Origin of the sequence: Natrarchaeobius chitinivorans, from assembly GCF_003841505.1 — an archaeon.
GTDB classification, from domain to species: domain Archaea; phylum Halobacteriota; class Halobacteria; order Halobacteriales; family Natrialbaceae; genus Natrarchaeobius; species Natrarchaeobius chitinivorans.
Window position 1 is genome coordinate 76774 of the sequence record NZ_REGA01000006.1, and the last position, 22294, is coordinate 99067.

At 64.1% G+C, this 22294-nt stretch carries 20 protein-coding genes and 1 pseudogene; 7 read left to right on the plus strand and 14 right to left on the minus strand.

All coding sequences use genetic code 11. The features are described 5' to 3' along the window. Positions 1–141: 141 nt before the first annotated feature. The 4 genes from EA473_RS09050 to EA473_RS09065 form a co-directional block, all read right to left on the minus strand. Entirely contained in the window at positions 142–561 is a 420-nt protein-coding gene (locus EA473_RS09050; protein ID WP_124195342.1) for an Hsp20/alpha crystallin family protein, read from the minus strand. Between the two features lie 114 nt (positions 562–675). Then, complete coding sequence (locus tag EA473_RS09055) at positions 676–1134, minus strand: peroxiredoxin (RefSeq protein ID WP_124195343.1); 459 nt, start codon at positions 1132–1134, stop codon at positions 676–678. Positions 1135–1235: 101 nt separating this feature from the next. Beyond that, positions 1236–2048: a prephenate dehydratase gene (gene pheA, locus EA473_RS09060; RefSeq protein ID WP_124195344.1), complete on the minus strand. Its 813-nt coding sequence runs from the start codon at positions 2046–2048 to the stop codon at positions 1236–1238. A gap of 215 nt (positions 2049–2263) precedes the next feature. Next, positions 2264–2572 (minus strand): non-histone chromosomal MC1 family protein, encoded by a 309-nt coding sequence (locus EA473_RS09065; protein WP_124195345.1) that lies wholly within the window; start codon positions 2570–2572, stop codon positions 2264–2266. Between the two features lie 238 nt (positions 2573–2810). On the opposite strand from EA473_RS09065, the gene EA473_RS09070 reads away from it, so the two are divergent. The 5 genes and pseudogenes from EA473_RS09070 to EA473_RS09085 all read left to right on the plus strand — a co-directional run bounded on the left by EA473_RS09070 (position 2811) and on the right by EA473_RS09085 (position 5983). Beyond that, a complete protein-coding gene (locus tag EA473_RS09070; protein ID WP_006111025.1) occupies positions 2811–3008 on the plus strand; it encodes a hypothetical protein in 198 nt (65 codons plus the stop codon). A gap of 351 nt (positions 3009–3359) precedes the next feature. Then, positions 3360–4277, plus strand: a complete 918-nt coding sequence (locus tag EA473_RS09075; protein ID WP_124195346.1) for a DUF7551 domain-containing protein — start codon at positions 3360–3362, stop codon at positions 4275–4277. A gap of 691 nt (positions 4278–4968) precedes the next feature. Continuing rightward, a pseudogene (locus EA473_RS22755) lies at positions 4969–5241 on the plus strand (nucleotidyltransferase domain-containing protein); the annotation flags it as partial. 105 nt (positions 5242–5346) lie between these two features. Then, positions 5347–5475 carry a hypothetical protein gene (locus EA473_RS23060; protein ID WP_279387655.1) on the plus strand — a complete coding sequence of 43 codons (129 nt, stop codon included), beginning with the start codon at positions 5347–5349 and terminating at the stop codon, positions 5473–5475. Beyond that, positions 5465–5983 (plus strand): hypothetical protein, encoded by a 519-nt coding sequence (locus EA473_RS09085; RefSeq protein ID WP_124195348.1) that lies wholly within the window; start codon positions 5465–5467, stop codon positions 5981–5983. The genes EA473_RS23060 and EA473_RS09085 overlap by 11 nt, the downstream gene beginning before the upstream one ends. Before the next feature lie 441 nt (positions 5984–6424). Here the strand turns inward: EA473_RS09085 and pheT are convergent, their stop codons facing one another. From pheT to EA473_RS09135, 10 genes are all read right to left on the minus strand, one after another. After that, complete coding sequence (pheT, locus tag EA473_RS09090; protein WP_124195349.1) at positions 6425–8158, minus strand: phenylalanine--tRNA ligase subunit beta; 1734 nt, start codon at positions 8156–8158, stop codon at positions 6425–6427. Next, positions 8158–9684, minus strand: a complete 1527-nt coding sequence (pheS, locus tag EA473_RS09095; RefSeq protein ID WP_124195350.1) for a phenylalanine--tRNA ligase subunit alpha — start codon at positions 9682–9684, stop codon at positions 8158–8160. The genes pheT and pheS overlap by 1 nt, the downstream gene beginning before the upstream one ends. Before the next feature lie 488 nt (positions 9685–10172). Then, positions 10173–11696, minus strand: a complete 1524-nt coding sequence (locus EA473_RS09100) for a hypothetical protein (RefSeq protein WP_124195351.1) — start codon at positions 11694–11696, stop codon at positions 10173–10175. Positions 11697–11831: 135 nt separating this feature from the next. Then, positions 11832–13412: a tryptophan--tRNA ligase gene (locus EA473_RS09105; protein WP_124195352.1), complete on the minus strand. Its 1581-nt coding sequence runs from the start codon at positions 13410–13412 to the stop codon at positions 11832–11834. 148 nt (positions 13413–13560) lie between these two features. Beyond that, the gene (locus EA473_RS09110; RefSeq protein ID WP_124195353.1) at positions 13561–14901 is read right to left on the minus strand and encodes a cell division protein FtsZ; all 1341 of its coding nucleotides are present in this window, start codon (positions 14899–14901) and stop codon (positions 13561–13563) included. Between the two features lie 153 nt (positions 14902–15054). Then, positions 15055–16107 carry a tRNA-intron lyase gene (endA, locus tag EA473_RS09115; protein WP_124195354.1) on the minus strand — a complete coding sequence of 351 codons (1053 nt, stop codon included), beginning with the start codon at positions 16105–16107 and terminating at the stop codon, positions 15055–15057. A 181-nt stretch (positions 16108–16288) separates the two neighbouring features. Beyond that, positions 16289–17065 (minus strand): DUF91 domain-containing protein, encoded by a 777-nt coding sequence (locus EA473_RS09120; protein WP_124195459.1) that lies wholly within the window; start codon positions 17063–17065, stop codon positions 16289–16291. A gap of 234 nt (positions 17066–17299) precedes the next feature. After that, on the minus strand, positions 17300–18184 hold the full coding sequence (gene phnE / locus EA473_RS09125; protein WP_124195355.1) for a phosphonate ABC transporter, permease protein PhnE: 885 nt from the start codon (positions 18182–18184) through the stop codon (positions 17300–17302). Continuing rightward, positions 18181–18948, minus strand: coding sequence for a phosphonate ABC transporter ATP-binding protein (gene phnC / locus EA473_RS09130; RefSeq protein ID WP_124195356.1), 768 nt, complete (start codon positions 18946–18948; stop codon positions 18181–18183). Before phnC ends, phnE begins: the two co-directional genes overlap by 4 nt. A 36-nt stretch (positions 18949–18984) precedes the next feature. Further along, complete coding sequence (locus EA473_RS09135; protein ID WP_124195357.1) at positions 18985–20058, minus strand: PhnD/SsuA/transferrin family substrate-binding protein; 1074 nt, start codon at positions 20056–20058, stop codon at positions 18985–18987. Positions 20059–20384: 326 nt separating this feature from the next. On the opposite strand from EA473_RS09135, the gene EA473_RS09140 reads away from it, so the two are divergent. Beyond that, positions 20385–20885, plus strand: a complete 501-nt coding sequence (locus EA473_RS09140) for an AAA family ATPase (protein WP_124195358.1) — start codon at positions 20385–20387, stop codon at positions 20883–20885. A gap of 223 nt (positions 20886–21108) precedes the next feature. Beyond that, a complete protein-coding gene (locus tag EA473_RS09145) occupies positions 21109–22284 on the plus strand; it encodes an HD domain-containing protein (RefSeq protein ID WP_124195359.1) in 1176 nt (391 codons plus the stop codon). Positions 22285–22294 lie beyond the last annotated feature (10 nt).

Here is a 22294-nt window from a genome sequence, read left to right on the forward strand (position 1 = left end):
CATCCGCTCGCGGTGATCGCACTCGTCGCGCGTCCTATCGTGCGAACTGTTACTGCCAATCTGATACAGTCGAAATGTGTCCGTACCGGCCGATCGCACGAGGGTGGGCGATCGGCCGATAATCAGTCGTCCCAAACCGTATTACTCGATGTCGATCTCTCGAGACTCCTCGCCGCCGCCGACTTTCGGCAGTCGAACCGTCAACACGCCGTTTTCGTACCCCGCAGAGACCGAGTTCTCTTCGACCGGGTCTGGCAGTCGGATTCGTCGACTCGCCGTCTTTCGCGTCCGTTCGCGCCGGATGTACTGCCCTTCGGTGTACTCCATCTCGTGTTCGCGATTCGCCTCGAGACGAAGCGTTCCCTCCGAGAGGGTCAGCGAAATGTCGTCGGTCTCGTAGCCCGGGAGATCCGCGGTGACGACGTACTCCTCGCCGGTGTCGGCGACGTCGACCGGAACCGAGCCCGGTACCTGGAGACCGCCGCTGGTCATTCCGCCTTCGACCTGCCGGCTGATGCGGTCGAGCATCTCCTCGATATCGTTGAACGGGTTTCCTCGCATGGACGGAGCTACGACCTCGAGTGGGATAAATTCTGCCCGCACTCGAACGACAGAACGGACTGTCCCGTTCGTGGACGGGTTCGATCGATCGGGTGCGGGACGGATCCGCCGGATCTACCGTTCAGGTAACGTAGCGAGTCCGTCCTCGAGCGCGTCGCGCAGGACCTCGCGGGCGTGTCCGTCCGGATCGACGCTCTCGTAGACCGACTGCACGTTGCCGTCGGTGAGGACGAACGTCGTCCGTTCGGCCGCACCGGAGCTGGCGTCGACGTCGAACGCCTCGGCGACCTCCCCGTCCGGATCGGCGAGCAGGTCGAACGCGAGGCCCTCGGCGTCACAGAACGCTCGATGGGAGTCGACGTCGTCGGTCGAGACGCCGTAGACCGACACCCCCGCTTCGCGGTAGGTTTCGAGTTCGCGATCGAACTGGCGCGCTTCGATCGTACAGCCGGGCGTCTCGTCTCTCGGGTAAAAGTACAGCACTGTTGGCTCCTCGAACTCGAGGGTCACGTCCTCGCCGTTCTGGTTCGGCGCAGTCACGGTCGGCGCGTCGCTGCCTTCGTCGAGTGTCATATCCCACCCTCGGCGGGACGCGAAAAACCGTTTGGGGTGGGCGGTGTGGGCCGGCCGATCGGTCACCGGGACGGTACTCGGTCGTCCGGATACGATGTCGGCTACTCGACGACGTGTTCGGTATCGTAGGAACCGAGCCGGCGCACCCAGCCGTTTTCCGCGAGAGCTTCGATCTCTTCGAGCGCCTCCTTCGTGCGAGCCTCGTACAGCCCCGCCTCGATGTCGATGTGGAAGACGTAATCGCCCAGTCGCTGACCGCTCGGGCGTGATTCGAGGCGAACCAGATTGATGTCTCGATTCGCGAACGGCTCGAGCAGTTCCAACAGGAGACCGGGGTAGTCCGCGTCCGGGTAGACGACGAGCGAGGTCTTGCCGCCGCCTTTCGTCCGCTCCTCGGCGGGTGCAAGCGCCAGAAAACGCGTCGCGTTCGAATCCCGATCCTGAATATCCTCGCCGAGCACCTCGAGGCTGGTGCCGTTTTCGGCGTTTGCGGGGTGGCCGATGCCCGCGACGGAGGGGTCGTTGCGGGCGAACTCGACGCCCTGTGCGGTGCTGGCGACCGCCTCGAGGGTAGCGTCGGGGTACTCACGCTCGAGGAAGGAGCGACACTGTGCGATCGCCTGGGAGTGACTGGCGATCGTGTCGAACTCCTCGCCCTGTGCGAGCAGCGCGTGTCGGATGGGAGTGACGATCTCGCGAACGACGGCGACGTCGTACTCCGCGAGCGCGTCGAGACTCTCGGTAACGCTGCCTTCGATGCTGTTCTCGATCGGAACGACGCCGCGGTCGTACTCGCCGGCCGCGACGGCGTCGACGATGGCCGTCACCGACTGGCGAAAGTCGATCTCGTCGTCGATCGCACGGGTAGCTCGGTGCGAATACGTCCCTTCGGGGCCCAGCGTAACTGCAGCCATCGCTCGTCAGTTACGCGGAGAGCATCAAAAGACCGTCGCCTCTGTGGCGAGCGCCGGCGGTCAGGGTCGTCGTCGGATCGATAGCAAACTTTCTCGAGGATGAACAGATCGGTCTCTCTCGAGGGTGCACAGATCGGTAGGACGTTCGACGCGGTAGAACAACGTGGGATTCGGACCGTCAGTTACGACTCACTGTGTGGAAACCACTGGATCACTCACTCGTCCAGGTGTTCGATCCCCTTTTTCGACACGTTCGCCTCGGTGATTTCGCCCGGCATCCAGTCCGGCTTGTCGTCTGGTGCGGTCTCTTCCCACGCCCAGCCGTCGTAGATGTGGACTTTGTCCGTCCCCTTCTCGCGAAGCCGAAGTTCGACGCGTTCGGCCGCGTCCTCACTCGATCCCGGCTCGAGTCGCCGGGCGGCTTTGAGCGCAGCCTGTCGCGGGGTGTTCCCCGAGAAGACGCTCGACTCGTCGCCGCTCGATTCTCGCAGTGCGAAGTTCCGCTTACCGTCTTCACGTACCATGGTTTTACCTCCGTGTCAATTCAGCGCACGGTCTGACATAAAGATATCCCCGAAAACCGACCGACAGCGTCGGTATCTTTAAGTAAGTCGGGTTCGCTACTTTTCCGCACCAACCCTCGTTCGTGTTTCTTCGTCGGTCTCTGTTCGTTTACGTACTGTTCATCTGGTACGGTCGTCGGTCCTGTCGTAGAAAACACTTAAGTATATCCTACGGCGAAGTTCGTCATAGAATCCCGCGATGGTACGGAAAAAGAAGCTGAGTCCAAGCGGTGCGAAAGACGAAGATGGAAACTACCACAACGTCCACCTCAACCTCCACGAGGACGAACTCGCAGTCGCGGGGATGGATATCGGTGACGAAGTCTTCGTCCGGGTTCGAGACGGCAAGATCATCATCCAGAAAGCCGACGAGGAAGACGTCGAACACGAATTCTAGCCACCACCTTTTGCGCCGCGTTCGTTTCACGCCGCTGGCAGCAGTGCCACCAGACGGCTCGTCGTCGCTCAGCAAACGCTCGAGCAAAAGCACTCCTCTTTCCGTTCCGTGACGCGGAGCGTCGCTCTACGTCATACGGTTTACTGTACGTCATTGCCGGCGCACCCGCCGCCCGGGTCGCGGGTGCGCCGGGACACAGGTATAGTAATCCGTATCAGTCGTCGGCCCGCTCGCTCACGTCGTTCGCTCGCAGTACGACCAGTTCGGCGGCAACTCACCGTGCGGCGACCCACTTCGTTGCCGGTGAACCTGAAGGTATTTGTGTCCAGAGGGTTTTTAGGCTAGCCTAAAATGGTCGGTGCGACACTCGGGGACATCCGACGGTACATCGAATCGCTGGCGACCGATTCGGGCGAATACCACCTCGTCTGTGGGCGAACCGGCGAATGTCCAGTACCCGCTGCAGGTCTCGCGTTCGAAACACGGGCGACTGCTCGAGTGGCGGCGCAAGCGACCGAACAGTATCGGGCGGCGCTCCGTCGGTACGATCCGCAACTCCCGTACACCAACGTGATCGTCTGTCAGCGATCGGTGAACGATCCCGCCGATGACCGGACCGAATCACACCGCTCCGGTCCTACCGAAGTCGACCGCGAGGCGGCGGAACGACCGGTGGCCAACCGGTCGGTGATCGACTTCTGTCACACCGTTGCCGGCGCAGTATTCGAAGCGATCGCGGACTCGCCCCACCACGAGATCGAGGCCGCGATCATGGACACGTACTTCGCCCTGGCCGAGACGACCGAACAGCCGGACGACCTCTGTTTTCGTCTGCTCGAGAGTACGGCAGCCGAACTCGACGTTGGGCTCGATGCTGACGAACAGATCGACGTCCTCCTGTCGGCAGCACGGCGGTTGCCGTCGAGACCGGCGGACGGTGATCCGCTCGAGGCAGCGCTGTCGACGTTACAGTCCGCCGCCGTCGTCGAAGCGTACACGCTTCACACTCGATCGGAAAATTCGGGGACGGGGAACCGCTCCTGGGACGTGACCCTCGAGGAATACGTCCTCGACCGGTCGGCCGAGCGAGTCGTGACCCTTCCGATCGTCCTCGAGGTGTTCTGCCAGAGCCCGAATCGTAACCTCGCGATTTCCGCGGCCGAACGGATCCCGTCTCGCGGTGGATCGTCCTGGAAAATGAACGTCGAAACCGGACCCGCGGGCCAGCCCAGCGGCCTGCTGAGCGTGACCGGGGAAACCCACCGATGACGGTCGGGACGTCCGTTCACGCGGCGATCGATTCGAGTACCTGCTCACCGTCAGCAAGTTATTTTCCCGATTCGTCGGTGTCATCGACTCATGTGGACTGTTGGGGGGTATTGGACAACCCCGGTAGTTGCCGTTTAGCTCGAGTATGATAATAGAATCATATAACTCCCGGTTACTACGACCGCGAATAAAAATAAACTGCGGACAATCCGTCCTTCCGTCCACGATAGAGTTCCACAGTTCCCCACAGGACTAGAAAAACACCCAATATTATGCTTAATCGTTCTTTATCATTTACTATGATTATTAATTAAAACTAAAATATAGATAAATTTTCCTTCTATTTGATAGTAGTTGGTGATACAGGCTCTGTATCCAAAGTATTTTCGGAAATGCCGATCAGTATAGGAAATTCATACATCATCGACCGATCACCGGTTCGAAGAGCATTCCAGAAGTGGCGCTCGTGAGCGGAACACTTACCAGCGGTCGAACCGTACAACAGTTCATGAACCGCGAGGCCGTTCAGTCGTCGAATGGATGTGAGGGAACGTACGTTTGCCTCCCGATTCCGCTCGGTGACCGTGAGGCGTTCCGCCACCGCGCAGCGACTGACATCCTCCACGTACTCGCTGACAATCCAGATACAGCGTTCTCGAACCGCGAACTCCACCGATTGACGGAAAGAGGAATGTCAAACGTGAACGCGGCGGTTCTCTCCCTCGAAGCCCTCGGTATAATTCACGTTGATCGCGACGGCAGGTCAAATGCCGTACAGATCAACCCGAAGAGATTCGTTCACAGTGATGATCCGGTTACCACAATTCCGCAATCCGAGTTCCACGACCCGGTGCGAACTGTTCGGAATCGGCTTATTGACCGTGTCGGTGATCATGCAGCGATCGTATTGTTCGGGAGTGTCGCTCGCGGCGACGCCGACCGGGCAAGCGATATCGACGTGTTCGTCGTTGTCGATGATGACCGAATGGCGGCGCAACGAGCGGCTCACAGCATTGAAGAAGATATCACGTCGCAACAGTTCGATGGCGATCGATTCGAACCGCACGTCGTGGTCGAGACGCGCGACTCAGCCCCAACGCACGACCGAATCCGTGACGTCCTCGTGGAAGGGATCACGCTTCACGACGCCCCGGTTCTCGACGCGGTGAAACAGGAGGTGTTCGCGGATGGGACTTGAAGACGTTGTTGCCGCTGTCGAACACGTTGAGTCGTTGTTAGCTGACGAGGAGACAGGCCCCGTTCAAGATTCGTTGTCGTGGCAGCAAGCGGATGCTGACGTACAACTGGGGAAAGCGTGTGCGATGCTCGGAACGTGTCGGCAGTTACGCAGCGGAACGAATAACTACGTCAGTATCGTCGAGTTGTCGTTCAACGCGATCGAACGGTCGTTCCAGTTCTACTTGGTGGATCAGACTGCAGCTGAATCGTCTGATTTCCGAAAGCACGAGCAAGTGTTCGAGGACATCGAGAGTCGCGGGGTATTCTCTGATACGGGTGTGCCTGCCCGAATTGATGCGTTCCGATCGGAGCATCGTGCCCGGATCTATTACGATATTGATCGGCCCGGTCGAGATCTAGCAGTCGGGATGCACGAGCTAGCTGAGGAGGTCCACTCGTACGCTGTCGAGTTCGCCGATGCGCATTCCCGGTGTAACTGCAAGGAGCGCCACGAGAACAAGCCCTGACTATTGTATGACTCCTTCTTCGTACACGTAGTTACCGAACCGCCTGTTTCAGGTGTGAGCTTGAACAAAGAAATCGCGCTACCGATTACTGTCGAGAGATTGCCGATGCTAAGTGGCGTCCCAAGCCTGCACTGATGAGCGAAATCACGCGGTGTGGTCCGATTTTGCTCATCAGTCGACGCTTGGGGGGTACTAAGCTGTCGCCGTGGAACCGAAAAGAAGTGAGAATTGTGGCCGTACGTTCAACGGCAGAACTGGGAGGATTTTCGCCCATTCGAAGATTATACTCAGAAAGCAGCTTTCTCGATTTACGCGCTTCTCCGGCGTATCCGTCCGGATACTCGTGGTTGTCTCGAGACACGGTGACAATATCCGGACGAACCGTCACGCTCGAGCGATTCGGCCGCGGACGGTCGTCCTCGATACGGACCGACGTCTCGTTCAGCGCAGCGCCTCGAGGTCGAACTCGAAGCCGGCGACGGGCACCTCGAGGTCGTGTTCGACGAGCACCTTCGGATGGACCTCGCCGATGACGCCGACCGCCTCGCCGTCGATCATGACGCTCGCGGTTCGACCCGAAATGAACGTCGGGTGGTCGGTCGGCGGCGTCTCGAGGTCGACGTCGAACCGGCGACAGAGCGCCTGCAGTCTGGCTTTGGCGTCCTCGTAACCGGCCTCGTGGCTCGCGAGGACGGCACCGACGCGCCGGCGCTCGGCGACGCCGGTGTTCTCGCTGTCGTCGACCGCGGCGGTGAAGCCGATCTCCGCGAGATTCTGCGGGTACGCCCGATGGGTGTTCCGCTCTAAGACCATGAGCAGCGAGGGCGTCACCCACGTCCGCAACATCGTGTAGTCCTCGCTGTAGGGACCTTTGATGGCGGGCGGTTCACCCGCACCGTAGACCTCGTCGTCGGGAGCGATCTCGAGGCGATCGAAGTTCTCCGCCTCGCTGATCATGTGGAAGTTGAGCAGGTCCTCGAAGCCGAGGCCGACGAGTTGGGTCCGGACGGAGTCCTCGAGCCGGGAGCGCTCGTGGCGGCCGCCGACGGTGCCCACGTCGGGATACTTCGGCTCGAGGTCGTTGAAGCCGTAGGCGCGCCCGAGATCGTCGATGACGTCCAGCGGATGGAGGACGTCGACGCGGTACGGTGGGATCGTCACCACGTAGACGAGGTCGTCGCCGTCGGCTCCGCCCTCTCGTTTCTCCGCCTCGAGTCCCGACCGTTCCGCGAGGTCGATCACTTCGTCGGGATCGAGGTCGATGCCGAGGATCGTCTCGATGCGGTCGTGTGAGACGGACTTGGTCTTCGTCGAGAGATCGGGGCGGACGAGTTCGCGTCCGCCGGACTCGCCGTTGGGATACTCGACCCGCACCTCCTCGAGGGTCGCCCCTCTCGCCGCGAGCGCGTAGCAGACGATGTTCAGCATCTTGTCGATCGTCCACTGATCGGTGCCGGTCATCTCGACGAACAGGTCCCGCGAGTCGGTCGAGACCTCGGTCCGGCGGCCGTTGATCACCGGCGGGAACGAGAACAGCCCGAGGTCGTCGTAGATCGCGGGATAACGTTCGTACTCGCTCACGAGGTCGGCGTACGTCTGCCCCGTCTGGTGGTCCTCGAGCACCTCGGCGGGGGTCATCTCGGCGTCCGAATCGAGCGGCACGAACCGGTCTCCGTCGGGCTCGACGCCGACGTACTCGATGGTGGGGTTGCCTTCCGTCGCCGCCGAGCCTTTCAGCATCGTCAGATCGTGGATGCCGATCGCTCCCTTCGCGCGCTTTCGGCCCATCGTCGCGTGGAGTTTCTCCTGGAGCTGGATCAGCGACTCGAGGCTCTCCTCGTCCAGGTCGACGTCGCGGATCACTGCCCCGGTGACGTACGGTCGCTCCTCGGGCACGGAGTCGTCGACGACGATCGTCCACTCCGGCGAGTTCGGCGAGGGGACGTGGATTCCGCGCGCGTCGCCGTACTGGTAGCGCATCGAGCGCGCGACGCCCTCGACCGAGAGCCGGTCGAGGCGGTCTGGGGCGAACTCGAGTTCGAACGCACCGTCCTCGGTTTGGCCCTCGTACTCGAGGCCAAGCCCGAACAGGTCGTCTTTGAGTTCGTCGTCGCTCTTTTCTTCGCGGCCGGTCAGTTCGCGCAGTTCGTCGGGGTCGATGTCGACCGTGGGCATCAGTAGGTCACCTCCGTTTCCCGCAGCAGTTCGAGGTCACACAGCGTGCCGTGGATGTCGCGGATGTCCTCGAAGCCGTACATCAGCATGAGCAGTCGCTCGAGTGCGAGCCCCCACGCCATCACGTCACACTCCACCCCGAGAGGTTCTAACATCTCCTCGCGGAAGATACCCGAGTTGCCGATCTCCACTAACTCGCCCGTCGTCGGATGCGTGCCGAACAGCTCGAAGCTCGGTTCGGTGTAGGGGTTGTAGTGGGGCTTGAACTCGATGTCGGTGATGCCGAACTGGGCGTAAAACTCCTCGAAGGTACCCATCAGGTCCCGAACCGAGAGGTCCTCTGCCATCACCCAGCCCTCGATCTGGAAGAACTCGAGGAGGTGGGTCGGATCGAGCGTGTCGTTGCGGTACACCTTCTCGACGCTGAAAAAGCGAGCGGGCGGCTCGATCTCGCCGATCTCTTCGCCCGAGAGATAGCGCGTCGACAGCGAGGTGGTGTGTCCCCGCAGCGCGAGCGCTCGCGCGAAGTCCTCGTCCCACGGCGAGTGATAGCCCTCACCGTCGTCGCCGACGCCTTCGCGGTGGGCGCGTTCCACGCGTTCGACGAGGTCCTCGGGAAGGTCGTCGATGTGGGTTGGCTCCTCGAGTGCGAACCGGTCCCAGTGGGTGCGCGCGGGGTGGTCCTGGGGCATGAACAGGCAGTCGTTGATCCAGAAGTCGGCGTCGACGTGGGGGCCTTCCATCTCCTGAAAGCCCATGCCGACGAGGACGTCCTTCACGCGATCCGCGGTCTGGCGCAGGATGTGAACCCTGCCGCCCTCGAACCGCTCGGCGTCGGCCTCGACGTTGTACTCCGCGAACTCGACGCCTTCCCACTCGCCGCTCGTGAGCAGTTCCGGCGTGACCTGCCCGACCGTCTCGGCGGTCTCGACTCCGGCCATCAACTCGGTGACGCCCAGTTCCGAAAGCGTCACCTCACGGACGGTCGACTCCGTCCGCTCGAGCAGGCCGCGCCGATCGAGTTCCTCGAGCGTCTCCGCGTCGACGTCGACACTATCGACCGGCGCGTCATCGACACCCGAAAGCGCCTCGAGGGCGTTCGCCTCCGCGTCCGCGCTCGGGTCCGCGTCCGGATCAGCGGTGATCTCGCCGGAGTCGATCGAGCCGTAGCCCTTTCGCGCGTAGTTCGAGAGCGCGATGTCGACCTGCGGTCCCTCGAGTCCCGACGCGCCGATGACTTGCCCCATCGAGACGGGAGCGTCGTCCGCACCCGCCTCGAGGGCGGCCTCGTAGAGGCGAACTTCCGGAAGCCGCTCGTCGGCGTAGGTCGTCCCCTCGTCGGTGAGTGAGATCGTTTCGTCGACGCGCTCCTCGATGGCGACCAGCCCTTCCTCCTCGAGTTCGAACGCCGCCCCGGTGACGGTCTCGGGTGGAAGGTCGGTCGCCCCGGCGAGGGCGTCGACGGACGTCGCTTCGTCCGCGCTCGCGGCCTCCAAGACCGCGACCTGTGATTCCTTCAGTTGCATTCGCTTGTTGGTATGGCCGAGTGGCGGTCAGTTAGCGGTTCCGACTCGACGCCGGTCTGTGACCGGCGTGCTGTGGACGGTTTCGCCGCGGACGCCCGGTGTGGGCCCCCGCGGGTCCGCCGCCTCCCATCACGCGAAAAAGAAGCCGAACCCCGAACGCGCGCGCTGTGGCTGGCTGACGACGCTGGCCGTGTGGGATTCGGGTGCCATATACGTTCGATTCGAAGCCGATCGCAAAAGTGTTGCGGGACGGTACCACGCCGCTCGAGACCGTCGGAAATTCCGGTCTGTCCTCGTTCGAAACACGTCGGCCTCGTGCGCTGGTCATACGGTCTGCTATGAGTCTTTAGCGGTCGATCGCAGAACGGTGGGCGATCGACCGGCAATCATACGGTTTACTGCAAGTCATTACCGGAGCGACCGGGTGCAATCCCGCGGTCGCTCCGGTAAACAGTTGCAGCGATCCGTATCAGTCATAGCAAACCGTCTCAGCCGTCCGAAACGCGCGTCGTCTCGAGCGATCCCGACCCCATCCAGACGAAGCCGGACTCCTCGGCGGTCGCTTTCGCCTCCGGCAGCGCCGTCGGATCGAACTCCTCTCGAAATTCGATACGGGTCCGTTCCGGCTCGACCGCGGGAAGCTCCGGCAGGAACTCGTCGTCATCGAGAACCCCCTCGACGGAGACGGCTCCGCCCGCACCCAGCGCCATTCCGAGCGCCCGGTACCGATCGTCCTCGGTCTCCCACTCGACGTCCGACCCGAAGGAATCGTTCGAGACGCGAGCGGTCTTCGTCGTTCCCGAAAGCGTCCCGAACCCCGCCGACTCCTCTTCGGAATCGGACGGTCCGTCTTCACACGCCTCGTCGGTTTTCTCCCCTGTGGCTTCCCTCGAGCGTGACCCACCGTCGTCCATCCGCCTCGAGCGTGATCCACCGTCGTCCGTCTGCCTCGAGTCGCCGGCGGCGATCCCCACCGACGAGCCAGCCGCGGCGTCCATCGCGCTCGAGCGCCCGCCCGTCGGGGACGCCGACTGCGACTCGTCCGCGCCGCTCACCCGTGACACCGTCGGTGAGCCACTGAGTTCGAACCCGTCAGTGTCGCCATCTCCGCTGGCGTCCGACGACGCGGTCCACGCCGGTTCCGACGTGGGTTCTCGGTGTGACCGGTCTCGTTCCCCGCCACGATTCTCGGGCTCGCTCTCCGCCGGCGACCGGCCCTCCGATCCGGGATCCGATTCGGCCTCCTCGATGAACGACGCGACGTCGTCGAGCGTCGCCTGCGAACTCCCGGTCGACGCCCGCCGGTCGCTCGTGGGGACGCTCGTTCCGTCCCGTTCGCGGTCGCTCGCCCACGCCGGCCACGGGCCGTTGCGCTCGTCGCCGCTCGCGGCCGGTTCTCCCCCTTCGTCGGGCACGTACGCCTCGAGCCCGTCTTCGGGTACCAGTGGTCGACCGACCGCGTCGATTCGTGGCCCGTACCGATCGCGCAGATCCGCGAGTTCGTCGCCGTCGACCAGCACCCCACGCCACCGGTCGACGCCCGAGGAGAGCAACACGAAGCGGGCCCCGGTTCCCGCCAGTAGCGTCTCCTCGATCTTCGCGAGGATCGCCGGCAAATTGTCGGTTCCGAGCGGACTCTCCGGATACTCGAGGGTTGCCTCGCGCCGCCGGCCGTTGTGGTCGACGACGCTCACCGACAGTCGGTCGCGCGCAACCGACCTCGCGCAGTCGAACGACCAGCCGACGGCTTCGAAGACACCCGAGAGTTCCCGCTCGAGGCTCTCCTGTGTGTATCGCGCCGAACAGGAGATACCGCGGTTGCTCCGGGCGATCATCCGCCGAAGGATCGACGTTCGGTCCCGTCCGTCCTCGAGCGCGCCGGCGAGGACCTCCTCGAGCGGGCCGTCGATTTCGCTCTCCCGCTTGATCTCCGTCGACGTGACGCCGAACGCGCCGAGGACGTCGACGGAGATCAGGAGTCCCTCGTCGCTGTTGGGGGGCTCGGGGACCATCCTGAGAGGACGGTTTTACGAACAGCCGTATATATCTACGTCAGACGCTGTAAGATATCGTCACTAGGGGATGAAAATTACGGGCCGACGTCGCCGACTTCGCCGCCGAAGCGACGGCTTGCGTTTCCTCCGTTCCTATCGCCGTCTCGGCGACTCGAGTTCGATATCCGCCGCCTCGAGCAGGTCCGCGACCTCCTCGCGTTTCTCCTGGTGGTCGGCGAGAAACTCCTTCATGAGCTGGGCGGCCTGTTCCTTGCAGTCGCCACAGAGGCGCTCGCCGCCGACGCACTCGTCGTAGACGAGCTTTGCGAACTCGTCGTCGTCACCCGCGAGCAGGTAGGCGTACAGTTCGTAGACCGGACACTCGTCGGCCCGACCCCCCTTCTCGCGCTGTTCTTCGGCCGTCTCTCGCCCGCCGGTCGTCGCCGACTTTACCTTGTCGTAGCCCGTCTCGGGATCGTCGAGCAAGGAGATGTGGCTGGCTGGGATCGACGAGGACATCTTTCCACCCGTGAGGCCGGTCATAAAGCGGTGGTAGATCGACGACGGCGGGCGGAAGCCGTAGCCGCCGTTGTCGACTTCGACCTCGCGGGCGAGTTCCTCGGCCTCTGCGAGGTCGATCTCGAAGGCGTCGACGTGGCTCTCGTAGACTCGCTTCTCGCCGTCGATCGCGTCGATCAGCGCCTCGAACGCCTCGTCGGTCGCCCGTCGGTCGAAAAACCGCGTCCGGGGCCGGATCGGTTCCATCCCCGCCTCGTTCAGCTTCCGCAGGGTCGACTCGAGCGTGCCCGCGTCGACGTCGAGTTCCGACAGCGGCGTCTCCTCGAGCGTCTCGGCGACGTGGACACAGCGAAGCTGGTCGTCGTCGAACGCCTCCGGATCGAGCTGATCGTACCGTTCGGCGACCAGAGCGCGTTCGTTGGGCTCGAGTTCGAAGCTGGCGTAGGCGTCGCTCACCTTGAAAAAGCGCATCCGCTCGGCCAGGTCCCGCGCCAGTCGAACGTGGGGATCCTGGTCGGGACCGACGGGGATGACCGTCGGTTTCGGTTCCTCGAGTTGCGGGTAGAGGATATCGGCCATCTGCGTGACGACCGACTGCATGTGCGAGACGTCGGTCTCGCCGTCGAAGCCGTAGATCGCCTGAAACTCCGAGAAGTTGGCCTCGGCACCGAGTTCGAACGCGAGATCCTGGACCTCGCGGTTGGTCGACTGGCGGTAGAGCGTGCCTTCCTCGGGATCGAAGCCGAGTGCGAGCAACGAGAGGAGGTAACTCCGCGCGTGTTCGTCGATCTCGGCCCAGCTCATCCCGCGGGCGGCGTTGGCCTCGAGGTCGGCGATTAGCGCGTACGCGTCCGCGCCCCGTTGCTGGTGCCAGACGATCTCGTCGAAGACAAGTTTGTGTCCGATGTGCGGATCGCCGGTCGGCATGAATCCCGAGAGGACGGCCGCGGGCTCGTCGTTTCGCATCGCGTCGGCGACCGGCTCGTACCCCCGGTGGCCGAAGATCACGCCGCGGCGCATCAGGTAGTGTGGGTGGGGTACGTCCTCGAGTATCTCGTCGAACTCTTCGATGCCGAACTCCTCGAACAGCTTGCGGTAGTCGGAGACGCTCGAGGAACCCCACGGGTCGAGCGCGACATCGTCTGCTCCTGCTGCCCCACCGTCGGGTAACGTGGTCCCTGACTCGGACTCCTCGAGTTCGTCGTCTCCGGTCATTACCACCGCCTTGGCGCTCCGGCGCGCAAAAACCTTCGCTTCTGGGTCGCCGCCGGCTTAACGAACCACCGTCGACGTAACGAATCGCCATCGACCTGAGGAATCACCGTTACGCATCGATCGGACGAACGGTTCCGGTCAGTCCGTATCAGGCTTCGTTTCGTCGCTCCTCGAGGCGTTCGACCGGTTCGATGCCGGCGAGCACGACGACGGCGTAGACGAGGTCCGTGCCGGGCCGTGGTGCGTCGCCGCCGAGGATCTCCACCGACCCCGTCGCCGACTCGATCGTCTTTCGGCCGTCCGTGATCGCCCGTCGGTTGAGCCACTCCGGCGGCCCGCCGACGACGAGCATTCCGCGGTCGGCGTGCTCGCGGTCGCACTCGAGGGTGAGTTTGCCGCGCAAGGCCTTGCCGACCGTGGTCTCGATCGCGCTCACCGCCGCGGCGGTGTCGACCGACGGCTCCGTCGCGAACAGCCCGAGGCCGAACCGCGATCCGCTTTCGGCCTCGACCCGCTGTTCGCCGTAGCCGAGCGTCACCAGATCCGTTCCGTCGCCGAGAATCCGGCCGACGTCGTTCGCGTCGATGACGGTCTCGGCGTCGGGACCAGTCCCCCCGTCGCTGGCGTCCGCAGTTGCACCGAAGAACGCCGCCACCCGCGCCGCGAGTTCCCGGTTGAGCCGATCGCGTCCCTCGAGGAGGCCTTCGGCGGATTTCAGCCAGCGCTCGTTGTCGAAACAGACGATCGCGTTCGCGAGCCCCTCGAGGCGCTCGAGCGTCCGGGTCGCGTTCTCCTCGGCGAGCGGACGGGTCGTGGGTTCCGGCTCGAGTTCTTCGGTGGGATCGTCGTCCGGTGGCCTCGTGCTCTCACCGGGTCCCACACCGACCGTGCCGGCGGCTTCCACGCGCTCATCACCGGTATCGTTGGTTTCCACGCGCTCATCATCGATACCGTGGGTTTCCGCGCGTCCGTCACCGGCAGGCGGAACGCGTTCTCCGTCGACACCCCCTTCCCCGGAACCGCTGGCGTTCGGTGCTCGCGGATCGCCGTCGTCCGACTCCGGGGCCTCGAGTTCGCGTTCGGCCGGCAACGTGGCGAGGACGTACACCGGCGCGTCGTACATCGTCTGGAGGGTCGCGACGAGGTGTGGCACCGTTCCGCCACCTGTCGCCCCGCCGAGGCCGACGGCGATCAGAAACGCGTCGGCGATCGACGGCTGCCCTCGGTCTAACTGTCGCTCGAGTTCGTCGACCGATTCCTCGCCGACCGAATCCCCTCGCTGGAGGTTTCCGTTGAGCCCGTTCTCGACGGTTCCACCGTACCGATGTCGGTGGTCGTCGGGAATCGCGGAGAGCGCTCGCAGGCTTCTCGCGTCCGTATCGAACGCGAACGCGTCGCCGACGAACGAGTGCTCGGCCGGATCCGCATCCAGAATCGAATCGGCGATCCGACACCCCGCGCCGCCGACGCCGATCACCTCGAGTTGCATACCTCGACGTATCGTTCGGCGGGGATTTCACGTTTCCGGGCACGACCTCGTCTCCCGAATCGCCGCTTAACTCTCATACGGATTCCTGTACCTGTGTACCGGAGACCGCGGGACGGTGCCCGGTACTCCGGACATGACGGACAGTAACCCGTATCACGGCGTCAACCGCTCGAGCGACCACCACTCGATCCCGCCGCCCTCGCCGACGAGCGCGAACACCATCGTCTTGCGGACGCCGTGGGCGAGTCGGACGTCGAGCGCGAGATCTCGCGGCTCGAAGACGTACGTCGACGGGTGGACGCGGACCAGGAGTTCGGAGTGGCCCAGTTCGTCGACCGACTCGACGTTCGCGTACGTCCGAAAGTCCGCGCCGAACTTGTAGCCGGTCTTGGGGACGACACCCCGATCGCGAAGTTCCGCGTAGACGCGCAATCGTCGCTCGAATCGCTCACCCTCGACCTCCCGACCGCGCTCTCGAACCGTCTCGGGCGCGAGGTCGATCGCGCCCTCCTCGGCGAGGTAGGTCGCCTCGAGCAACGAACACTGGAGCGTCGGCCGATCGTACTCCCGCCCCTCGAGCGGTTGGCCGTAAAACGCCTCCTCGTACAGCGCCAGCGGAGGGTCCCAGACGACGACGCGATCGGCCAGCAGGTCGGCCCCACAGCCGTCGGGGAGCGCGGACTCGGAAGTGCCCTGAGGATCCACCGGGTTCACGTCGAAGTATGTGATCTCGCTCTCCTCGTCGACGACCGCCAGCACGCCGTCGGCGAGGTCGTCCGCCGCGACGTCCGTCCGCTCGCCGATGATCCGCAGGGCGTAGGCGATCTCGTCGTCACCGGGGCCTTTCCCGCGGGGGAAGACCGCGAAATCGCTCGCGGGCGGGTCGGCGACCCACGGCTCTGCGGCCGGCGACAGGTAGAACCCGCGGGATCGCAGGTCGGCGTAGACGAGAAACCTGACGCCGAAGCTCTCGCCCGGTTCGCGGGCGATGAACGTTCGAAAATCGAGTCGCTCGTCACTCTCTTCGTCGACGACCGCCTCGAGGTCGCCGCGAAAGAGCAAGTGTGCCGCCTCCACCGGGGCCAGCGCGATCTCGTTTCCGGACAGCGGATAGCCGTACCCCCGCGAGTCGTGATACCGCTGGCGGGCGTCGCCGCCCACGCGGACGACGTTCGACGCGACGTCGTAGCTCCCCTCGAGTGACATAACCGTGGGTTAGCCGGGGGCCACTAAGTGGCTGTGGATCGGTCGGCTGGGGTGACTCACCAGTAGGGACACTCGTCCGGACTGTTGTTAGACGGATTGTTGCAAGGCACTCTCGGTGGGACCGCGAAACGCCTGCGTTTGCACCCCACGTCGGGACGGCAGTCGGCCATCACAATCCGAATCAGTCGTCGCTCGCCGGTTCGGCCTCGAGCGTCCGCTCTCCCGGCCGATCGCAGGTGGCGTCGAGACAGCGGATTCCGGTCTGCGTCTCGAACGTCGGCAGCCCGCAGGCGCACTCGCCGCTGACGACTCCCGCCGGGAGGGCGAACCCGGTGTCACACTCGGGGTACCGTTCGCAGCCGGCGATGAGGCCGCCGCGTCGAAGGATCCGGAGGTCGCCGTCGCAATCCGCCTCGGGACATCCCCACTCGCGGTCGAACGCCTCCGTGACCGCGTCGTCGAGGGACTCGCAGTTCCGGTCGAGACAGAGGTTAAAGGCGAGGCCGCGCTCGATACGCATCCGGGGGAGACCACAGTCGCAGTTGCTCTGATCGGTGCGGACCGTCGCGTCGGCGGGAACGCCGTAGCGGGTCCCGCAGTCGACGCAGTTGACCCCCGACGAGCGCACGAGTGCGCCGTCGCAGTCCGGACAGGTTCCGACCGGCCTCCCGGCCGCGGAGGACGGATAGTGGGCGAACCCGTCCTGGTCGTGGGCGGCGATGCGAAGCGTCCGGTCGTCTTTCTTCGCGACGAGCGAGAAGCCGTCGGCGCGCTCGCTCGAGACGCTGTCGGCGCGGGTGAGCCAGGCGACCGGCTGGTAGCCGTCGACGTCGTGGACGAGGACGGTGTTGTCGGGCTTGACCATCGTCGTCACTCTCCCGCGGTACTCCTCGCGGTCGCCGGCCTCCGAGATCACGGTGCAATCGCCCGCGAGCACGCGAATCGCGTCGTCGATCATGCCGACGTTGGCCGCGGCTTCGTACTTATACTGTGGGGCAGAAGTCAGTGAGACGTCAGTCGCGAATTCGCGGCCGTCGCCATCGGAGACGGCCACAGGAGAGCGACCGATCGCCGAATAGTTCTGTCCGCCAGTATTGGACCCGGGATCGATCACGAACTCGCTCGCGGACAGCAGTCGAGCCGATTCGCCCGGATCAGCCGTTCCGGTCGGACCAAAAAACCGACGCTCGAGTTACTTGAGTGCGGATTCGGCCATCCGCTGTGGGAAGCCGACGAGGAGCTGGATCAGGCCACCGGCTTCCTTGTCCTCGCGGAGGTACGAGCGGATCCGCTGGCTGACCATCTCGACGGCGATGATCAGGACGAGCACGACCACGATGCCGGCCATCATGTTGGGGAAGTTGCGAAGCCCCTGCTGGACCTGAATGATCTCGCCGATGCCGCCGCCGCCGAGCAGACCAAGCGTGACGGCGACCCGGACGTTCACCTCGAAGATGTACAGCGTCCAGGCGACGAAGGAGGTTTTGACCTGACTCAACATTCCGAAGATGACGGTCTGACTCTTCGACGCGCCGGTCGTCTGCATGGCCTCGATCGGCCCGTCGCTTACCTCCTCGAGTTCGTCGGTGAACAGCCTGCCGAGGTTCCCGATCGTACTGACCGCGACGGCGATCGTCGCGGAAAGCGGCGAGAGTCCCGCCAGCGGGAGGAAGATCAGGAACCAGACGAGCGCCGGGATCGCCCGGGAGACGCCCATGATTCCCCGGAAGATGAAGTTAAACGGGAAGGGAGTGACGCGGCCGCTTCCGAGGACGCCGAGAAGTAACGCGAGCGGAATCCCGAAGACGGTTCCGGCGAAGCCGATCGCGAGGGTGATTCCCGACTCCCTGAAGAGGTTCCGTTCGACGATGAACCACCAGTCGGGCACGTAGTTTCGCAACGCGTCGACGAAGATCGGCCACTGCTGATAGAGGTCAGAAGCCGAGAACTCGACCGCTATCAGCGACCGATAGAGCAAAGCCCCGAACAGGACCACTCCGAGGGCGTACAGTACCCACCGAACCCGTCGAGTCAGCCGGATCTCCGCGAGTCGTTGCTCGATCGGGGAGGAACTCATCCGGTCACCTCGGAGTGGCCGTTCTCACCGGCGAGGAACTCCTCCATGTCGATCCCGCCGTACAGGCGATCGATGACGTCGAACGTGAGTTCGTCGCTGTAGCCGTCGAACACGACCTCTCCGTCGGCGAGTCCGATGAACCGCTCGCCGAACTGCCGGGCCAGATTCACCTGGTGGAGGCTGATCATCGCCGTCAGTCCACGCTCTTCGGCCGCACCCCGGAGATATCGCATCACCGTCTGTGAACTGCCAGGATCGAGACTCGCGACCGGTTCGTCCGCGAGGAGGATGTCGGGTTCCTGGACGAGCGCGCGGGCGATCCCCACGCGCTGTTGCTGGCCGCCGCTCATGCGGCCCGCACGCTGTTCGGCCTCCCCGAGCAGACCGACCGTATCGAGCGCCTCGAGCGCTCGCACCTTGTCCGAGCGCTTGTTGAGTCGGAGGACGCTCCGGAGCAGGTCGGTTCGGCCGAGCGCGCCGGTGAGTGCGTTCGAGTACGCGCTCATCCCGCCGATGATGTTGTGTTGCTGGAAAACCATCGCGACGTCGTCCCGGTGTGAGGTAACCGGGTCGCCCTGGACGAACACCTGCCCGTCTGTCGGGTGTGTGAGCCCGTTGATACACCGGAGGAGCGTCGACTTTCCGGACCCCGAGACGCCGAGGACGATTGCGAACTCCCCTTCCGGAACCTCGAAGCTGACGTCGTCGAGCGCGACGGTTTCGCCGAATCGTTTCGTGAGATTTTCGACGCGAATCGCGGACATTGTAACTAGTGTGGTCGTCTGGCTCTCGATCGAGCGTTACGAGAAGTCCTCGAACTCGAGGCCGAGTTCGTCGAGTACGTCTTCGACGGGTTCGTAGTCGCTCCGGTCGGCTTCTTCGATGCCGGTAAACCAGAGTTCGTAGTCCTCGTCGACGTCTTCGGGGATCAGGTCTTCCTCGTCGGCGGCGACCAACGCCGCTTCGATGTCTTCACGGACCGGATCGTCCCAGTCGCTTCGGGCCATGATCGGTGCACGCGGAAGCGGATCCGAGACGGCGAGAAGCTGGAGTTCGGGGTTGTCGTCGTCGATATCGGAGCCAGCGCCGTCGTACTCCGCGGAGTGTTCGACGAACTCCGGATAGTCGTCGAACTGCTCCTGGGGGATCTGTGGCGCGGAGGCGAACGCACCCGTCCCCGCGGCCGCCACGCCCGGGTCGTTGATCATCTGTTCGCGTGACGTGTCGTGATCGCCGGCGGTCTGCAGTTCCAGATCGACCGCGTTCCCGTCCGGGAAGTCCCCGACGTCGAGACCGGCATCGCTCAGCATCAGCGTCGGGGCCAGCGTTCCGCTCAGCGAGAGCGCGGAGCCGACCGTCACCGTCTCTCCCTCGAGGTCAGCGAGTTCCTCGATGTCGCTGTCCGGCGTGGTCACGATCGTCGAGAAGTAAAGCGGTCCGCCGAACGCCGTTCGCATTCCGATCACGTCTGCAAACCCTGCGCCGCCGGGCACAGCCGTCGGCGAGGTGTCGGCGATGTCCGCCTGATCCGTCTCGAGGGCGGTGAGCGTCTCGACGTAGCTGCCGGCACGAATCAGGTCGATTTCCGCACCCGTTTCGGCCTCTAAGTACTCCGCCATCGGCGTGTACTCTTCGATGATGTCCGTCTGCTCTTCGGCCGGATTGAGGACGAACCGAACGGGATCGGCGTCGGCGGCTCCGTTGCCGTTTCCATCGTCGGTATCTCCGTCCCCGTTGCCGTCGTCTACACCGTTTCCATCACCGTTTCCGTTCTCACCGAGACAGCCGGCGACCGCGCTGGTAATCGCAATCCCACCGGTTGCCTTCAGGAACGTTCGCCGATTGCTGCCACCACAGCGTGATTTCCGGACCATGTCTAGAAGGACAATCGAATCACTATAAAGTCAATGATGATCCGAACTACCGGATTGTCCGCTCTTTCAGAACGAACGGTGAAAATCGTGTATCCGTCCGTTGGTTCCGATACGGATCGTTAGAGATCATCACCGACGTGGCCGCAAACGGGCTGTGTCCCTCCCGGCAACCAGAGAGCACAGGCCACCGACTGATACGGTTTACTGTACGTCAGTACCGGAGCGACCGGCCAGTCCCGCGGTCGATCCGGTACACAGTGACAGCAATCCGTATGAACGACGGCGATACCGGTCCGATTTAGTAGGTGCATTCCAGAACGTGTGCCGTGGAACGCCCTACGTTGACCGTCTACTGCGGGCTGCCAGGGGTGGGAAAATCCGCAGCGTCAGCCTACACTGCCGCGAACACGTCGGCCGAACGCTACCGAAGCGACGAGATCCGAAAGGAGCTGTTTCCCGATCCGAGGTACACGACCGAGGAGACGCTCGCGACCTACGAGGAACTGCTCGAGCGCGCCCGAACGGACCTCGAGACCGGATCGAGCGTCGTCCTCGATGCGACGTTTCGAACGCGGGGCCTTCGCGACCGCGCGGACGAACTCGCCCGGGAAGCGGGAGCTCACTCGCTTTTCGTGCAGGTCTCCTGTGAAGAAACCGTCGTCAAACAGCGTCTGGCCGCCCGCGAGGGTGACGTCAGCGACGCCGACGTCGAGGTGTACGAACACGTCCGTGACTCCTTCGAATCGCTCGAGCGGGATCACGTCGTCGTCGACAACTCCGACTCGCTCGAGGAAACCTACCGCCAGATCGATCGGCGGATCCTGTGATCGTCGGGTCTCGCCGCTCGTCTCCCGGGGACGGCCGCCGGAGTAGTTCGAGAATGCTGGAGCTGTTCGAGACCACCGGGATCGTTCGAGACCGTCGGTGCTGTTCGAGACCGTCGGTGCTGTTCGAGACCGTCGGTGCTGTTCGAGACCGTCGGTGCTGTTCGAGACCACCGGGATCGTTCGAGACCACCGGGGCTAAGGTCCCGACTCCCGATGTTCGACCATGACTACGGTCAAGGATAGCGTTCACGACTACATCGAACTCCGTCCGATGGCGGAGGCGCTTCTCGACACCGCCGCGATGCAACGACTCCGCTACGTTCGCCAGTTGAGCACGGTCCAGCTCGTCTATCCCTCGGCCAACCACACTCGATTCGAGCACAGTCTCGGGGTCTACCACCTCGCCTCGCGTGCCGTCGAGCAACTGGGCCTCGAGGCGGACCTGGCCGACCGGCTTCGGGCCGCCGCGCTGGTCCACGACGCCGGACACGGTCCGTTCGGCCACCAGACCGAAGCAGCGATCGAGCGCCACCTCGGCCGCCACCACGACGAGATCGAGTGGCTGCTCGCCGACACCGATCTGGGCCGGGTCCTCACCGAGTACGGCCTCGAGCCGCAAGCGGTCGCCGCGACGGTCGACGGTCGCGGCCCGCTCGGCGAACTCGTCTCCGGCGCGCTCGACGTCGACCGGATGGATTACCTCGTGCGCGACGCCCACCACACCGGCGTTCCCTACGGGACGATCGACCACGCCCGCCTTCTGTACGCGCTCCGGGTCGTCGACGGCGAACTCGCCCTCGAGGACGGCACCGTCGCGACGGCCGAGAGCGCGCTGATCGCCCGGACGCTGATGAACGCGACCGTCTACCGCCACCACGTCTCCCGAATCGCCGGTGCGATGCTCGACCGAGCGAGCGAACGCCTGCTGGCCGACGGCGTCCTCAAGCCCGAGCGGTTCGCCCGGCTGACCGACGCGGAACTACTCGCGGCGTTCGAGGAGTACGAGCGAACGGCCGAGTTCGCGACCCGAATCAGAGAACGCGACCTGTACAAGCGGGCGATATGGGCTCGCCGAGGAGCAGTTCCGGAGGACGTCGCCGGTATCGGGTACGATCGGACGCGTGCCCTCGAGCGCGAAATCGCCGACGTCGCGGGCGTCGATCCGGCCGCCGTCGTCGTCGACAGTCCCACGGTGCCGAGTTCGCCCGAGTCCCGTGCGAAAGTCGTCGTCGACGGCGAGGTCCGCCGGCTCGAGGAGCTGTCGTCGCTCGTCGCGGGCCTCGATGCCTGTGCGCGGGAGATATGGCGACTCGGCGTCTACGCGCCGGAGGACCGACTCGAGGACGTCCGCGAGGCGGCGGCGACCGTCCTCGAGGTGGACACCGACGCGGGTCCGTGAGTTCTTTGCC

What these genes read in the sequence shown, in the direction of transcription:
- pheT (WP_124195349.1), bottom strand. Translation starts at nt 8,158, where the DNA reads ATGCCCACGGTCGACATCGACCCCGACGAACTGCGCGAACTGACCGGC.
- EA473_RS09110 (WP_124195353.1), bottom strand. Translation starts at nt 14,901, where the DNA reads ATGCAACTCGAGGTGATCGGCGTCGGCGGCGCGGGGTGTCGGATCGCC.
- pheA (WP_124195344.1), bottom strand. Translation starts at nt 2,048, where the DNA reads ATGGCTGCAGTTACGCTGGGCCCCGAAGGGACGTATTCGCACCGAGCT.
- pheS (WP_124195350.1), bottom strand. Translation starts at nt 9,684, where the DNA reads ATGCAACTGAAGGAATCACAGGTCGCGGTCTTGGAGGCCGCGAGCGCG.
- EA473_RS09085 (WP_124195348.1), top strand. Translation starts at nt 5,465, where the DNA reads ATGGGACTTGAAGACGTTGTTGCCGCTGTCGAACACGTTGAGTCGTTG.
- EA473_RS09070 (WP_006111025.1), top strand. Translation starts at nt 2,811, where the DNA reads ATGGTACGGAAAAAGAAGCTGAGTCCAAGCGGTGCGAAAGACGAAGAT.
- EA473_RS09145 (WP_124195359.1), top strand. Translation starts at nt 21,109, where the DNA reads ATGACTACGGTCAAGGATAGCGTTCACGACTACATCGAACTCCGTCCG.
- EA473_RS09120 (WP_124195459.1), bottom strand. Translation starts at nt 17,065, where the DNA reads ATGATCGACGACGCGATTCGCGTGCTCGCGGGCGATTGCACCGTGATC.
- phnC (WP_124195356.1), bottom strand. Translation starts at nt 18,948, where the DNA reads ATGTCCGCGATTCGCGTCGAAAATCTCACGAAACGATTCGGCGAAACC.
- EA473_RS09055 (WP_124195343.1), bottom strand. Translation starts at nt 1,134, where the DNA reads ATGACACTCGACGAAGGCAGCGACGCGCCGACCGTGACTGCGCCGAAC.
- EA473_RS09075 (WP_124195346.1), top strand. Translation starts at nt 3,360, where the DNA reads ATGGTCGGTGCGACACTCGGGGACATCCGACGGTACATCGAATCGCTG.
- endA (WP_124195354.1), bottom strand. Translation starts at nt 16,107, where the DNA reads ATGTCACTCGAGGGGAGCTACGACGTCGCGTCGAACGTCGTCCGCGTG.
- EA473_RS09105 (WP_124195352.1), bottom strand. Translation starts at nt 13,412, where the DNA reads ATGACCGGAGACGACGAACTCGAGGAGTCCGAGTCAGGGACCACGTTA.
- EA473_RS09100 (WP_124195351.1), bottom strand. Translation starts at nt 11,696, where the DNA reads ATGGTCCCCGAGCCCCCCAACAGCGACGAGGGACTCCTGATCTCCGTC.
- phnE (WP_124195355.1), bottom strand. Translation starts at nt 18,184, where the DNA reads ATGAGTTCCTCCCCGATCGAGCAACGACTCGCGGAGATCCGGCTGACT.
- EA473_RS09050 (WP_124195342.1), bottom strand. Translation starts at nt 561, where the DNA reads ATGCGAGGAAACCCGTTCAACGATATCGAGGAGATGCTCGACCGCATC.
- EA473_RS09135 (WP_124195357.1), bottom strand. Translation starts at nt 20,058, where the DNA reads ATGGTCCGGAAATCACGCTGTGGTGGCAGCAATCGGCGAACGTTCCTG.
- EA473_RS09065 (WP_124195345.1), bottom strand. Translation starts at nt 2,572, where the DNA reads ATGGTACGTGAAGACGGTAAGCGGAACTTCGCACTGCGAGAATCGAGC.